The organism is Castellaniella caeni NBRC 101664 (genome assembly GCF_001592225.1).
GTDB classification, from domain to species: domain Bacteria; phylum Pseudomonadota; class Gammaproteobacteria; order Burkholderiales; family Burkholderiaceae_B; genus Castellaniella; species Castellaniella caeni.
The window spans coordinates 236,122-250,869 of record NZ_BCWN01000001.1; the positions used below are offsets into that span (position 1 = coordinate 236,122).

The window sequence follows — 14,748 nt, forward strand, 5'->3', positions numbered from 1 at the left end:
CAGAACAATTACAAGACCCGGTGGTGCAAGGCGGGCAAAGACTGCCGCACGGCATCGAGACGTGCGGCAGCCAGCACCCCGCCAGCCAGACCAGGGCCCTCGGGCAGGACGTCGAGAATATCCCCCCAGGGGTCGATCAGCATGGAATGACCCCAGGTACGACGGCCATTTTCATGCAAGCCCCCTTGCGCGCTGGCCAGGACATAACACTGGTTTTCGATGGCCCGCGCGCGCAGCAGCACTTCCCAGTGTACAGAACCCGTGGTGTGCGTGAAAGCGGCGGGCAGCACCATCAGGCGCACGTCGCCCTGCGCCCTGAAAAACTCGGGAAACCGCAGGTCGTAGCAAATACCCAGCGCCACCCGGCCAAAAGGACTGTCGAATACCTGGGGCGGTTCGTCGCCGGGCCGGATGGCCCGGGATTCGTCGTAGGATTCGGTGTCCCGCGCGAAACTGAACAGGTGGATTTTGTCGTAGCGCGCGCACAGGCTGCCGTCGGGCCGATAGACCAGGCAGGCATTGTAGATACGCTGGGCATCGGGACTATGCAAGGGCAAGGTGCCACCCACCAGCCAGATGCCGTGCTGCCGGGCCTGTCCGGCGAGAAACGCTTGAATGGGGCCATCGCCGGGGTGTTCAGCCAAAGGCAATTTGTCGGTATCGCGACGGCCCATGAAACAGAAATACTCGGGCAAGGCCACCAGCCGGGCCCCCTTTTGCGCAGCCTGCCCGATCCAGTGCGCCGCGGCGGCGAGATTCTCGTCCACGGAAACCCCCGAGACCATCTGCACGGCCGCGACGGAAAATGTGCTTTCCTGCATTGCTATCACCTCTTAATCGACCTCGATCCGGACATTCAACATTTGATACATCAAAACTTTGCCTTAGGTTGACACAAAAAACGGAAAATCCGCTTAAAATCCAAACCACCTGCGGATACCGAGACATCCGTAAAAACATCCGTAAAAAATCACTTTACATGGAGCATCCAATAATGGCCCGCACCAGTTACGCCAGTCAGAAATCACGGCTAGAGAAAGAAAAAGCCAAAATCGAAAAGCAGCTGCAAAGCCTGCAGGCGAAACAGCGCAAACCGATCATTACCTCGATCGTGCGATCCATGCGTGATTATGGCATCACACCCGAAGAAATTGCCGCCGCTTTTTCGCCCCGCGCCAGCAGCCGCAATACCGACGGCGCCCGCAAGCCCACCAGCGCCAGTGCCAGCAAGCGCACGGTGCCGGCCAAATACCGCCACCCCGAAACCCAGGCCGAATGGACGGGCCGCGGCCGCGCGCCGCTTTGGGTCGTCGAGGCCGAAGCCGCCGGCACGCCGCGCGAAGTCTTTCTCATCGAAAAAGTGGCAGCCGACGCAACCGCCGACTAAGCCCGCCGCTCCTTTCCAGACAACGGTGGGCGCGCACGGCGCACACCGTCTGGAAGGGGCATTGCGCCGCGCCAGCGCACGGCCCGTTGCAAGGGTTTTTCAGCGCGGCAGCGGATACCGGATTTCAATCACCTGCCCATTCATCCCGGGAAAGCGGTCAAATGCCGCACGGGCCAGATACGGCATGGCGGCCCCCAGGCGACCTTCCGGGCCAATGGTTTCAGCACTGGCACGATAAACTTCTTTGCCCCGCTGGGATCGATCGTCGATTTGCACCGACAGCCGCAAGCGCGTCACGATGACGGGCACCGATTCAACGACGGGCCCATAGCCCCAACCACCCCACGGCTGCCGATACGCGAAACCCGGCCCCACGAACCCCGGATAAAAATAAGGGTCGACCATCTGCTGGCGCCATTCGCGCGAACGTTCGGCGCCGTATTCGACGTGCACGACGAAACGGGCCTGACTGGCACTGGACGCCTCGACCAGCCCCGTGGGCCCCAGGGCCGCCCGCACGGCATCGGAAAACGTTTGAAACTGCAGATTATTTTGCTGCGCGGCATCGGGCTGTATCCAATACAGCGCCCCGGCCGTCTGTTCAGGCCACTGCTGATAACGGGTCAGTTGGGCGGAAAATACATTGGCGCAACCGGCCATGGACAGCGCCAGGCAAGATAAAGCCAGGCAGCGCAGCGCGCGGTGCCACCAAGGGCTTGAATATTTCATCGCACACCCATCACATCATTGACGACTCTCATCGCCCTGATCATAGCGCCGCCTGCCTCTCGGCATGCACCGGCGTTGCACTCCGACACAAGGCGAACCCAGGCGCTGCGCGCGGCACGAGCCGACTACAATGAGGCTTGTTGATTACACCATTCCAGGGAACGAGTCATGCGCACCGATATTGCCCAGACAATTTACCGTCAGGATTATTCCCCCTATCCGTATCGCCTGTCGCAAGTCAGGCTCGAATTCGATCTGGACGCGCAAACGACCCAGGTTCAATCCACGCTGCACTTCGAACCCGGGCCACAGACGCCGCCCGGCACGCCCCTCGTCCTGCAGGGCGAAGACATCGAGCTGCTGTCCGTGCAGATCGACGGCCAGGCGCTGGGCGCCACCGATTATTACCTGGACGAGGACACGCTGCGCCTGACGCCGCCGGCCAGCGGCAAACCCTTCGTCGTCACCCTCGTCAATCACTGCCACCCGGCGCGCAACACCACGCTCATGGGGCTTTACGTATCGGGCGACAAGCTCTTCACGCAGTGCGAGGCGCAGGGTTTCCGGCGCATCACCTGGTTTCCCGACCGTCCCGACGTCATGGCCCGCTACGACGTCGTGCTGCGCGCCGACCCCGCGGCCTACCCGACGCTGCTGTCCAACGGCAACCTCATCGAACAAAGCACGCTGCCCGACGGGCGGCGGCAAACCCTGTGGCGCGACCCGCACCCCAAGCCCTGCTACCTGTTCGCGCTCGTGGCGGGCGACTTCGATTGCATCGAACGCACCGAAACCACCCGCAGCGGGCGCCCCGTCCTGCTGCAGGTCTACAGCGATCGCGGCTGCGGCAAGCAAACCCAATGGGCGCTCGACTGCCTGGCGCATGCCATGCACTGGGACGAACGCCGCTTCGAGCTCGAACTCGATCTCGACCGCTTCATGATCGTGGCCGCGCGCGACTTCAACATGGGCGCCATGGAAAACAAGGGGCTCAACATCTTCAATGCGGCCTACGTGCTGGCCGACCCCAGCACCGCCACGGACGGTGCCTACCGGCGCATCGAGGCGGTCATCGGCCACGAATACTTCCACAACTGGACGGGCGATCGCGTCACCTGCCGCGACTGGTTCCAGATTTCACTGAAAGAAGGCCTCACCGTCTTTCGCGAGCAAGAATTCTCCGCCGACATGCTGGCCGAAGGCCTGCCCGCCAATGAAGCGGCCAGCGCCCGCGCCGTCAAGCGCATCGACGACGTGCACGTGCTGCGCATGATGCAGTTCCCCGAAGACGCGGGCCCCATGGCCCACCCCATCCGCCCGGACAGCTATCAGGAAATCGGCAACTTCTACACCGCCACCGTCTACGAGAAAGGGGCCGAAGTCATCCGCATGCAGCACACGCTGCTGGGCGAAACCGGTTTTCAAGCGGGCATGAAAGAATACTTCCGCCGCCACGACGGCCAGGCCGTCACCTGCGACGACTTCGTCAATGCCATGGAATCCGTCTACACGCAGCAGCAGCCGGGGCAAGACTTCACCGTCTTTCGCCGCTGGTACAGCCAGGCGGGCACGCCACGGCTGCAGTTCGAGCAGCGCTACGACGCCGACACACAGACCTTGCAGCTCACCTTGCGCCAGCACTGCGCGCCTGCGGGCCTGGAAGCGCGTCAGCCCAAGGTGGCGGCCAAGCCACCCCTGCACATTCCGGTGGCCATCGGTCTGCTCGACGCCAACGGCCAGGCCATGCCCATCCACTGGCAAGGCGGCACGCACGACAGCATCGTGCTCGAACTGCGCGAAGCGCAACAGAGCTTCACGCTGCACGACGTGCGGCGGCCCCCGGTGCTGTCGCTGCTGCGCGGCTTCTCGGCGCCCGTCATCATCGACACCGAGCGCCCGGGCAGCGAACTCGCCCTGCTGGCGCGCTGCGACAGCGACCCCTTCGCGCGCTGGGACGCCACCCAGGAATTCGCCCTGCGCCACCTGCTGGCGGGCATGCGGGCCCACCGCGCACAAGCGGCCTTGCCGGACATCGAGCCGCTGCTGGCCCTCTGGCAGGCCGCGCTGCAAGACGCCACGCTGTCGCCCGCCTACCAGACCCGCCTGCTGGCGCTGCCCGCGCTGCGCGAACTCATCGACCGCGGCACGCCGATGGATCCGCAAACCGCCGTCCACGTCTGGACGGCCACGCAGGCCGCCCTGGGGGCCCGGCTGGCCGACCAATGGCAGGCACTCTACGCCGCGCTGGCCGACGACGGCAGCCCCTACTCGCCCGATCCGGTAGCCTCGGGCCGCCGCGCGCTGCGCAATCTGGCGCTGGAATACCTGCTGGCCGGCAAGGCAGCCGACGCCACCCGGCTGGCGCGCCAGCAATACGCCCAGGCCAGCAACATGACCGAAAGCCTTGGGGCGCTGGCGGCGCTGCTGCAGCACGCGCCGCAAGACTGCGCCGACCTGCTGCGGGATTTCCACGACCGCTGGCAGCACGACCCACTGGTGCTGGACAACTGGTTCGGCATCCAGGCCAGCGCCCCTACCTGCACAGTGGATCAAGTCCGCGCCCTGATGGCCCTGCCCGACTTCACGCTGCGCACGCCCAACCGCGCCCGCGCCGTCATCTTCCGCTTCTGCATGGACAACATCGCCAACCTGCACACGCCCGAAGGCTACGATTTCTGGGCCGAGCAGGTGCTGGCGCTCAACGCGCTCAACCCCGAAGTCGCCGCCCGGCTGGCGCGCGCCTTTGACAACTGGGCGCGCTACGAACCCACGGCGCGCCAGGGCATGCAGGCGGCGCTGCAGCGCGTGCGCTTTGCCGCCGGCCTGTCGCGCAACGTCCACGAAATCGTCTCCAAGGCGCTCGACGCCTGAGCATCCATTCATCTTCCATGGGGAACACTTTGAAATTCAAGACATTGACCCAGTACCTGGTCGAACAGCAGCGCGAGCACAAGGCGGTCTCGCCCGACGTACGCCTGCTCATCGAGACCGTCTCGCGCGCCTGCAAGGCCATCGGCTACACCGTCAGCAAGGGGGCGCTGGGCGGCGTGCTGGGCAGCCTGGGCACCGAGAACGTGCAGGGTGAAATCCAGAAGAAGCTCGACGTCCTGTCCAACGAAATCCTGCTCGAAGCCAACGAGTGGGGCGGCAACCTGGCGGCCATGGCATCCGAAGAGATGCAGACCATCCACCGCATCCCCACCCACTACCCCAAGGGCCAGAACCTGCTGCTGTTCGATCCCCTGGACGGCTCGTCGAACATCGACGTCAACGTGTCCATCGGCACGATCTTCTCGGTACTGCAGGCCCCCTCCGAAGCATCCGGACGCGACATCGCCGAACGTGATTTTCTGCAGCCTGGCACGCGCCAGGTGGCCGCCGGATACGCCATCTACGGCCCCCAGACCATGCTGGTGCTCACCGTCGGCGCGGGCGTCATGGGCTTCACCCTGGATCGCGAAATGGGTTCGTGGCTGCTCACCCACGAAAACATCCGCATCCCCGAGCAGACCGCCGAGTTCGCCATCAACATGTCGAACATGCGCCACTGGGAAGCCCCCGTGCGCCGCTACATCGACGAATGCCTGCAAGGCGAAACCGGGCCACTGGGCAAGAACTACAACATGCGCTGGATCGCATCCATGGTGGCCGACGTGCACCGCATCCTGACCCGCGGCGGCATCTTCATGTATCCGCGCGACGCCCGCCCCTCGGGCGGCAAAGGCAAGCTGCGCCTGATGTACGAGGCCAACCCCATGAGCTTCCTGGTGGAACAGGCCGGGGGCCGCGCCGTGGACGGCACCCGCCGCATCCTGGACATCCAGCCCGAGGCGCTGCACCAGCGCGTGGGCGTGGTGCTGGGCTCAAAGGTTGAAGTCGAGCGCGTCCAGCATTATCACCAGCAGGCCTGAGCACGGCGGTTGCGCCAACGCCCCCGCATGTGCCGCCTTGGCGCGTGCGGGGGCGTTGGCAAGCCGGACTCGGCGAATCAATCCAGCGTCAGCACCGTGGCGCCCGTGGTGCGGCGCGACTTGAGCGCTTCGTGGGCCTGGGCGGCGTCTTCGAGGGCAAAGCGCTGGCCGATGACGATGTCCAGCTTGCCCGCCGTCACCAGGTCGAAAACCTCGGCCGCCGCCGACTGCATGGCCTGGGCCGTGGCCACGTGGGTGGCCAGGATGGGGCGCGTGACGTAGAGCGAGCCCTTGGTCGCCAGAATGCCCAGGTTGACCCCTTCGACGGGCCCCGAGGCGTTGCCGAAGCTGACCATCAGGCCGCGCGTCTGCAGGCAATCGAGCGACGTGGCCCAGGTGTCCTTGCCCACGCCGTCGTACACCACGGGCACTTTCTGGCCGCCGGTGAGTTCCAGCACGCGGGCGGCAACGTCTTCCCGGCTGTAGTCGATGACTTCCCAGGCGCCGTGGCGCCGCGCCAGCGCGGCCTTCTCGGGCGAGGAAGCCGTCCCGATGAGACGCACCCCCAGCGCCTTGGCCCACTGACAGGCGATCAGGCCCACCCCGCCCGCGGCGGCGTGAAACAGAATGGTTTCGCTGCCCTTCAGGCGGTAGGTCTGGCGAAACAGGTACTGCACCGTGAGGCCTTTGAGCATCAGCGCGGCCGCCTGATCGAAGCCGACGCCCTCGGGCACCCGCACCACCCGGTCCGCCGGGACGTTGCGCAGGTCGGCATAGGCCCCGATGGGCCCCTGCCCGTAGGCCACGCGGTCGCCCGCCCGGACGTGGGTGACCCCGGCCCCCACGGCCTCGACGACGCCCGAGGCCTCGAAGCCCAGGCCGTGCGGCAGATCGTGGGGATAAAGACCCGTGCGACAATAGATGTCGATGAAGTTCAGCCCGATGGCCTTTTGCCGAATCTGCACCTCGCCGGGCGCCGGGTCGGCGACGTCCACCTGCGCCACGCGCATGACTTCAGGGCCGCCATGCTGCTGAATCTGAATGATCCGTGCTGTCTTCACTGCTGTTTCCTCCGGCCCCTCGCGGGCCCCATTCGCAGAACCTACCAAGCCTAGCATGAATTCCCGCCAAGCTCAGTTCGCCATCCACGTCACCGCAGTGCTCTTCGGCCTCACGGGCATTTTCGGTGAGCTGACCCAGGCCAGCGCGACGCTCATCACCGCCGGGCGCGCGCTCTTTGCCACGGCCACCCTGCTGCTGTTCATCGGTCACGCGGGCCATCGCATCGCCCTGCCCAGCCGCCAGGCCTGGCGGGCGCTGGCCCTGGCCGGCATCCTGCTGGCGATCCACTGGACAACCTTCTTCGTGGCGGTCAAAGTGGGCGGCATCGCCATTGCCACGCTGGGCTTTGCCAGCTTCCCGGCCTTCATCACTCTGCTGGAAGGCTTTTTGTTCCACGAACGCACCCGGGTCTCGGAATGGGTCGTGGTGGCGCTGGTCACGCTGGGTCTCGTCCTGGTCACCCCCAGCTTCGACTTCCGCGACCAGGCCACCGTCGGCCTGGCCTGGGCCGTGCTCTCGGGCCTGGCGTTCGCGCTCTTTACCCTGGCCAACCGCAAGGCCGTCGCCCACGTCGCGGGCCGCGAGCTGGCCTGCTGGGAAAACCTCATCGTCGCCCTGCTGACGCTGCCCTGGTGCTTCACCGAATTCCCCCAACTGCGCGCGCTCGACTGGCTGTGGCTCTTCATGCTGGGGGTGTTCTGCACGGCGCTGTCGCACGCCCTGCTGGTCTCCAGCCTGTCGCGGCTCAAGGCCCGCACCGCGGGCATCGTGATCGCCCTCGAGCCCGTCTACGCCATCGCCTTCGCCGCCCTGCTCTTTGCGCAATATCCGTCCGCGCGCGCGCTGGCCGGCGGCGCCATCATCATCGGCGCCATCGTCTGGGTCGGCCTGCGGCGCCGCGACCCAGACTGAAGCGCCCCAAGCGGTTAAAATCAGAGGTTCTCTGTTTTATCCCTCTTTGGTTGACACGACATGGCCGGACACAGCAAATGGGCAAACATCCAGCACCGCAAAGGGCGCCAAGACGCCAAACGCGGCAAGCTCTGGACGAAAATCATCCGTGAGATCACGGTTGCAGCACGCGCGGGCGGCCCCGACCCGGACGCCAATCCCGGCCTGCGCCTGGCCTGGGACAAGGGCATGGCAGCCAACATGCCCAAAGACAACATCCTGCGCGCCATCCAGCGCGGCGCAGGTGGCGCCGACGACGCCAACTACGAAGAAATCCGCTACGAAGGCTACGGCGTGGGCGGTGCCGCGCTCATCATCGACTGCATGACCGACAACCGCCAACGCACGGTCTCCGAAGTGCGCCACACGCTCACCAAGCACGGCGGCAACCTGGGGCAGGACGGCTCGGTGGTCTTCATGTTCAAACACTGCGGCCAGTTCGTCTTTGCGCCGGGCACCTCCGAAGAACAGGTCATGGACGTGGCCCTGGAAAACGGTGCCGACGACGTCCAGACCGATGACGAAGGCGCCATCGAAGTCACCTGCGAACCGGGCCAGTACGTCGCCCTCAAGCAGGCGTTCGACGCCGCCGGGCTCAACGCCGACCTGCACGGCGTGGTCATGAAAGCGCTCTCCGAAGTGCAACTGGCGGGCGACGACGCCGCACGCATGCAAAAGATCATCGACCTGCTCGAAGAGCTGGACGACGTGCAAGAGGTCTACACCACCGCCGTCATGGACGACACCGAATGAAACTGCTCGTCATCGGCTCAGGAGGCCGCGAACACGCCCTGGCGTGGCGCCTGGCGCAATCGCCCAAGGTGCAGAAAATCTTCGTTGCGCCCGGCAACGGCGGCACGGCGCTGGCGCCGCTCACGGAAAACGTGCCCCTGCAGGACATCGACGCCCTCATCCGCTTCGTCCAGAACGAAAAGGTCGCCTTCACCGTCGTCGGCCCCGAAGCGCCCCTGGCGGCGGGCATCGTCGATGCCTTCCGCGCGGCGGGCCTGCGCATCTTCGGCCCCACCCGGGCCGCGGCCCAGCTCGAAAGCTCGAAAGACTACGCCAAGGCCTTCATGGTGCGCCACCACATTCCCACGGCGGCCTACCAGACCTTCACCGACGCGCAGCAGGCCAAGGCCTATATCCGCGAGCAAGGCGCGCCCATCGTCATCAAGGCCGACGGCCTGGCCGCCGGCAAAGGGGTCGTCGTGGCGCAAACCCTCGACGAGGCCCTGCAGGCCATCGATCACATGCTCGGCGAAGACGGCGCGTTCGGCGCCGCGGGTGCCCGCGTCGTCGTCGAAGAATGCCTGCAAGGCGAAGAAGCCAGCTTCATCGTCATGTGCGACGGCCACCACGTGCTGCCGCTGGCCACCAGCCAGGATCACAAGCGGCTGCTCGACGGCGACGCCGGGCCCAACACCGGCGGCATGGGGGCCTATTCCCCCGCTCCCATCGTCACCCCGGCGCTGCACAACCGCATCATGCGCGAAGTCATCCAGCCCGCCATCCAGGGCATGGCGCGCGACGGCCTGCCCTACACCGGCTTTCTCTATGCCGGCCTGATGATCGGCCCGGGCGCCGATGCCAGCCGCAGCCTCAAGGTGCTCGAATTCAACTGCCGCATGGGTGATCCCGAAACCCAGCCCATCATGCTGCGCCTGAAAAGCGACTTCACCGAGACACTCGAACACGCCCTGGACGGCACGCTCGACCAGGCCGAGCTCGAATGGGATCGGCGCACCGCCGTCGGCGTGGTACTGGCCGCCGCGGGCTACCCGGACGCGCCGCGCAAAGGCGATGCCATCACCTCCCTGGCGCCCGACACCGACACCTGCATCACCTTTCACGCGGGCAGCACCCGCCAGGACGGCGTGCTGCGCACCAGCGGCGGACGCGTGCTGTGCGTCACGGCCCTGGCCGACTCCATCCGCCGGGCACAGCAGGCCGCCTACGACGCCGTCAACCAGACGCTCTTCGAAGGCCGTCAATACCGCCACGACATCGGCTGGCGCGCACTCGCCGCCAGCAAGCGCTCCGAATAACCTTCCAGGAAACCTCATGCACGTCCCTGTCGATCACGTACATGCCACCTTCTCCACGCTGCAGGCCAACATCGTCGAAGCTCTCGAAGGCCTCGAAGGCGCCGCCTTCGGCAGCGACACCTGGTCGCGCCCGGAAGGCGGCGGCGGGCTCACCCGCTATTGCGAGAACGGCGCCGTCTTCGAGCGGGCCGGTGTGCTCTTCAGCCATGTGCGGGGCCACGCGCTGCCGCCATCGGCCAGCGCACACCGCCCCGAGCTGGCCGGGCGCAGCTGGGAGGCCATGGGCGTGTCGATGGTACTGCATCCGCGCAACCCGCACGTACCCACCACCCACCTGAACGTGCGGCTGTTCGTCGCACACGGCCAGGGTTCCGACCAGGACGTGTTCTGGTTCGGCGGGGGGCTCGATCTCACCCCTTACTACCCCGTCGAAGCGGACGTGCGCCACTTCCACCAGGTCTGCCACGACGCCGTGGCCCCCTTCGGAGCCGACAAATACCCGCGCTACAAGGCTTGGTGCGACGAATACTTCCTGCTGCGCCATCGCCACGAAACGCGTGGCGTGGGCGGCCTGTTCTTCGACGACCTGAACACCCCCGACTTCAACACCTGCTTCGCGCTCACGCAGGCCGTCGGCAACTGCTTCATTCCCGCCTACCTGCCCATCGCGCAGGCCCGTTACGAAACGCCCTACGGCGAACGCGAGCGCGCCTTCCAGGCCTACCGGCGGGGCCGCTACGTCGAGTTCAACCTGGTCTACGACCGCGGCACCCTGTTCGGCCTGCAATCAGGGGGGCGCACCGAATCCATCCTGCTCTCCATGCCGCCTGTGGCGCACTGGCGCTACGACTGGACACCCGAACCCGGCTCCGCCGAGGCGCGCCTGGCCGATTACCTGAAACCGCGCACATGGCTGTAAAGCCTCTCGTAGGACTCCTGGGAGGCAGCTTCGATCCCGTCCACAAGGCACACGTCGCCCTGGCCCAGGCCGCCTGCGAGACCCTGCGGCTCGAACGCGTCGATCTGATCCCGGCGGGCCGCCCATGGCAGCGGGGCCAGCTGGGCGCCTCGCCCGAACACCGCCTGCGCATGCTGCAGCTGGCCTGCCGCCACGACCCGCGCCTGCGCATCAACCCGGTCGAGCTGTACCGCCCGGGCGCCACCTATACCATCGACACGCTCATGGCGCTGCCCAAGACGGCGCACTACGTCTGGATACTGGGTGCCGACCAGCTGGCCAACTTCTGCACCTGGCACCGCTGGCGCGACATCCTCGGCCACGTGCGGCTGGCCGTGGCGCAGCGCCCGGGCGCCACGCTCACGCCGCCCGCCGAGCTGGCCGCGGCGCTCGACCCTGGCGGCCTGGCCCACATCCCCTTCCCTCCGCTGGACATTTCCGCCTCATCCATCCGTCAGGCACTGGCCCACGGACACGCCACCGACCGGGCGCTCGACCCGGATGTGCTGAACTACATTCACGCACACCACCTCTACCAACCGCAGGACGCCTCCCAAGGCCCGACACACGCACCATGAATCTGCAAAAACAGCAACGCCTCGTCATCGACGCCCTCGAAGACACCAAGGCGCAGGACATCAAGGTCTTCAACACCACCGGACTCACCGGGCTCTTCGACCGCGTCGTCATCGCCAGCGGCACCTCCAACCGGCAAACCCGCGCCATTGCCAGCCACGTCGCCGAGCAGGCCAAGAAACAAGGGCTCGACATCCTGGCCTTCGAAGGTGAAGACACGGGCGAATGGGTGCTCGTCGATCTGGGCGATATCGTCGTGCACTGCATGCAGCCCGCCATCCGCAGCTATTACAACCTGGAAGAAATCTGGGGGGCCAAGCCGGTGCGCGTGCGCCTGCTGTCCTCTGGCCCGGCGCAGGCATCCGACGACGCCTGGACGGACGACGACGAGGCATGAAACTGCTTGTCTATGCCGTCGGCAACCGCATGCCAGGCTGGGTGCAGGATGCCTGGCAGGATTACGCCAAGCGCATGCCGCGCGAATGTCTCGTCGAGCTGCATGAAATCCGCCCCGAGCCCCGCACGCACGGCAAGACTGCCGCGCAGCTGATGCAGGCCGAGGCGCAGCGTATCGAAGCTGCCGTGCCGCCTTCGGCCTGGCGCGTGATCCTGGACGAACACGGACAAGATCTCAGCACACAGGCGCTGGCCGGGCATCTCAGGACCTGGATGGGCAGCGGTCAGGACGTCGCACTCATCGTCGGCGGGCCCGATGGCCTGGCCCCAAGCCTCAAGCAAGGCGCCCGGCAAATGCTGCGCCTGTCTTCGCTCACCCTGCCCCACCCGATGGTGCGCGTCCTGCTGGTCGAGCAGCTCTACCGGGCGTGGAGTATCCTAGCCGGACACCCTTACCACCGGGCGTGAGCGACAGGTTCTGGCGCCCGGCCCCAGGAGCCCGCCCCATGACCGCACGCCGCCGCACCAAGATCGTCGCCACACTCGGGCCGGCCACCTCGAGCCCCGAACGCATCGAAGCGCTGATTCTCGCCGGCCTGGACGTTGCCCGTCTCAATTTTTCGCACGGTTTGGCAGACGATCACCGCCAGCGGGTACGACTGGTGCGCGAAATCGCCGCCCGGCACCAGCGCTACGTGGCCATCATGGGCGATCTGCAAGGCCCCAAAATCCGTATCGCGCGCTTTGCGCAAGGCCCCATCCAGCTCAAGGCGGGCGACCCTTTCACCCTGTCCATCCGGCACCCGCTGGATGCGGGCACCGCCGCCATCGTCGGCATCGAATATCCGCCCCTGGTCGAAGACTGCGCGCCCGGCGACGAGCTGCTGCTGGACGACGGCCGGGTCATCCTGCAGGTGCGGTCGGTCGATGCCAGCGCGGTGCACACGGTCGTCACTGTGGGCGGGCCGCTGTCCGACAACAAGGGCATCAACCGGCGCGGCGGCGGGATTTCCGCCCCCAGCCTCACCGACAAAGACCGCCAGGACATCCGCCTGGCAGCCGAACTCGACCTCGATTACGTGGCCGTGTCCTTCCCCCGTTCGGGGGCCGACATCGCCCAGGCCCGCACGCTGGTGCGCGCGGCGGGCAGCCAGGCCTGGATCATCGCCAAGATCGAACGCGCCGAAGCCGTCGCCAGCGACGAGGCTCTCAACGATCTCATCCGCGCCAGCGACGGCGTCATGGTCGCGCGCGGCGACCTGGGCGTGGAAATCGGCGACGCGCGCCTGGCCGGTATCCAGAAGCGCATCATCCAGCACGCCCGCACGCTCAACAAGCTGGTCATCACCGCCACGCAAATGATGGAATCCATGGTGTCCAGCCCAGTACCGACACGCGCCGAAGTCTCGGATGTCGCCAACGCCGTGCTCGACTACACTGATGCCGTCATGTTGTCGGCGGAATCCGCCTCGGGGCAATACCCGGTCGAAGCCGTCCAGGCCATGGCCCGCATCTGCCTGGGGGCCGAGCAAGAACCCACCAGCTTGAAGTCACACCACCGGCTGGGCGAAACCTTTTCCCGCTGCGACGAGACCATTGCCCTGGCCAGCATGTACGCGGCCAACCATTTTCCGGGCATCAAGGCCATCATCAGCCTGACCGAAAGCGGCCATACGCCGCTCATCATGTCGCGCATCCGCTCGGGCGTGCCCATCTACTGCTACACACGCCACGTGGCCACACAGCGCCGCGCTGCGCTGTTCCGTGGCGTCTACACCGTGCCTTTCGACGCGGCCACCCTGCCGCCCGCGGAAGTCAGCCAGGCCGCCATCGGCATCCTCAGCGCCCAGGGCCTGCTGCAGCCCGGCGACTGGATCATCCTCACCAAGGGTGATTTCTACAGCGACAGCGGTGGCACCAATGGCCTGAAAATCCTGAGGGTAAACTAAGGGGTATTCACTCTTTCCCGCGCCGCAGCACTTCGTGCCGGTGCCACGCCATGACACCAGGCAGCAAGCAATCCCTCCCGCCAGCAGGTGCGCGGCCTCAGGCCGATCCAACCCACGCCGATCCAATCGGCTTCGTGCTGCTGGCCTCGGCCAGCCCGCGGCGCCACGAAATTCTCGATCAGCTGGCAATCCACCACGGTGTGCTGCGTGTTCCCGCTCCCGAAGGCGAAGACGAGCCACAGCTGCCTGGCGAGCCACCCGCCCAGTACGTGCGCCGCACGGCGCGCGAAAAGGCGCTACGCGCCGCACACTGGCTGCAAGTCGGCGGCAGGCCCGACCCAAGCCCCGGAGACTGGCCCGAGCACTGGGCAAGCTGTCCGGTGCTCTGCGCCGACACCACTGTCATCCTGGACAGCCAGGTGCTGGGCAAACCCAACGACACAGAAGACGCCGCCCGGATGCTGAGCCGCCTGTCCGGGCGACAGCACCACGTGCATACCGCCGTGGTCGTCGCTCTGGGCGAACGCCTGTTCGAGGCCGTCAGCGTCAGCGAAGTGCGTTTTCAGATTCTTTCGCCCGCCACCATCGAGCGCTACTGCGCCAGCGGCGAGCCCTTCGGCAAGGCGGGCAGCTACGCCATCCAGGGGCGCGCCGCCGCCTTCATCACGCGTCTGTCGGGCAGCCACAGCGGCGTCATGGGCCTGCCCGCCCACGAGACCACGCAGCTGCTGCTGCGCGCCCGTGCAGCGGCCAGCCACAAAAGACAAAGCCCCTGAAGCGG

Annotated in this window: 15 protein-coding genes; 12 read left to right on the forward strand and 3 right to left on the reverse strand. The window is 66.4% G+C overall.

What is annotated here, in order from left to right; all coding sequences use genetic code 11:
- Window positions 1–8 precede the first annotated feature (8 nt).
- On the reverse strand, window positions 9–821 hold the full coding sequence (locus CCA01S_RS01075; RefSeq protein ID WP_066452881.1) for a carbon-nitrogen hydrolase family protein: 813 nt from the start codon (window positions 819–821) through the stop codon (window positions 9–11).
- Between the two features lie 68 nt (window positions 822–889).
- Here CCA01S_RS01075 and CCA01S_RS01080 point away from each other — a divergent pair, with 68 nt between their 5' ends.
- Window positions 890–1,387, forward strand: coding sequence for an H-NS histone family protein (locus CCA01S_RS01080; protein ID WP_308411248.1), 498 nt, complete (start codon window positions 890–892; stop codon window positions 1,385–1,387).
- Between the two features lie 99 nt (window positions 1,388–1,486).
- Here CCA01S_RS01080 and CCA01S_RS01085 read toward each other — a convergent pair whose 3' ends face one another.
- On the reverse strand, window positions 1,487–2,116 hold the full coding sequence (locus tag CCA01S_RS01085) for a DUF4136 domain-containing protein (protein WP_066452886.1): 630 nt from the start codon (window positions 2,114–2,116) through the stop codon (window positions 1,487–1,489).
- Between the two features lie 168 nt (window positions 2,117–2,284).
- Between CCA01S_RS01085 and pepN the strand changes: the two genes are divergently transcribed.
- Both pepN and CCA01S_RS01095 read left to right on the forward strand, forming a co-directional pair.
- Window positions 2,285–4,987, forward strand: a complete 2,703-nt coding sequence (gene pepN, locus CCA01S_RS01090; RefSeq protein WP_066452887.1) for an aminopeptidase N — start codon at window positions 2,285–2,287, stop codon at window positions 4,985–4,987.
- A gap of 29 nt (window positions 4,988–5,016) precedes the next feature.
- Window positions 5,017–6,027, forward strand: coding sequence for a class 1 fructose-bisphosphatase (locus CCA01S_RS01095; RefSeq protein WP_066452888.1), 1,011 nt, complete (start codon window positions 5,017–5,019; stop codon window positions 6,025–6,027).
- 77 nt (window positions 6,028–6,104) lie between these two features.
- On the opposite strand, the gene CCA01S_RS01100 is transcribed toward CCA01S_RS01095, so the two are convergent.
- A complete protein-coding gene (locus CCA01S_RS01100) occupies window positions 6,105–7,088 on the reverse strand; it encodes a quinone oxidoreductase family protein (protein WP_258005632.1) in 984 nt (327 codons plus the stop codon).
- Between the two features lie 55 nt (window positions 7,089–7,143).
- Between CCA01S_RS01100 and CCA01S_RS01105 the strand changes: the two genes are divergently transcribed.
- The 9 genes from CCA01S_RS01105 to CCA01S_RS01145 are packed head-to-tail and all read left to right on the forward strand — an operon-like array spanning window position 7,144 to window position 14,743.
- On the forward strand, window positions 7,144–8,001 hold the full coding sequence (locus CCA01S_RS01105) for a DMT family transporter (protein ID WP_066452890.1): 858 nt from the start codon (window positions 7,144–7,146) through the stop codon (window positions 7,999–8,001).
- A gap of 60 nt (window positions 8,002–8,061) precedes the next feature.
- Window positions 8,062–8,793 (forward strand): YebC/PmpR family DNA-binding transcriptional regulator, encoded by a 732-nt coding sequence (locus CCA01S_RS01110; RefSeq protein WP_066452892.1) that lies wholly within the window; start codon window positions 8,062–8,064, stop codon window positions 8,791–8,793.
- Window positions 8,790–10,088 carry a phosphoribosylamine--glycine ligase gene (gene purD, locus CCA01S_RS01115; RefSeq protein ID WP_066452894.1) on the forward strand — a complete coding sequence of 433 codons (1,299 nt, stop codon included), beginning with the start codon at window positions 8,790–8,792 and terminating at the stop codon, window positions 10,086–10,088. The genes CCA01S_RS01110 and purD overlap by 4 nt, the downstream gene beginning before the upstream one ends.
- A gap of 16 nt (window positions 10,089–10,104) precedes the next feature.
- Entirely contained in the window at window positions 10,105–11,007 is a 903-nt protein-coding gene (gene hemF / locus CCA01S_RS01120; protein ID WP_066452896.1) for an oxygen-dependent coproporphyrinogen oxidase, read from the forward strand.
- Window positions 10,998–11,624: a nicotinate (nicotinamide) nucleotide adenylyltransferase gene (gene nadD / locus CCA01S_RS01125; RefSeq protein ID WP_066452898.1), complete on the forward strand. Its 627-nt coding sequence runs from the start codon at window positions 10,998–11,000 to the stop codon at window positions 11,622–11,624. The genes hemF and nadD overlap by 10 nt, the downstream gene beginning before the upstream one ends.
- Complete coding sequence (rsfS, locus tag CCA01S_RS01130) at window positions 11,621–12,019, forward strand: ribosome silencing factor (RefSeq protein WP_066452900.1); 399 nt, start codon at window positions 11,621–11,623, stop codon at window positions 12,017–12,019. Before nadD ends, rsfS begins: the two co-directional genes overlap by 4 nt.
- Entirely contained in the window at window positions 12,016–12,486 is a 471-nt protein-coding gene (rlmH, locus tag CCA01S_RS01135; protein ID WP_066452902.1) for a 23S rRNA (pseudouridine(1915)-N(3))-methyltransferase RlmH, read from the forward strand. The genes rsfS and rlmH overlap by 4 nt, the downstream gene beginning before the upstream one ends.
- Window positions 12,487–12,524: 38 nt before the next feature.
- Entirely contained in the window at window positions 12,525–13,967 is a 1,443-nt protein-coding gene (pyk, locus tag CCA01S_RS01140) for a pyruvate kinase (RefSeq protein WP_066452903.1), read from the forward strand.
- A 50-nt stretch (window positions 13,968–14,017) separates the two neighbouring features.
- The gene (locus tag CCA01S_RS01145; protein WP_084386282.1) at window positions 14,018–14,743 is read left to right on the forward strand and encodes a Maf family protein; all 726 of its coding nucleotides are present in this window, start codon (window positions 14,018–14,020) and stop codon (window positions 14,741–14,743) included.
- Window positions 14,744–14,748 lie beyond the last annotated feature (5 nt).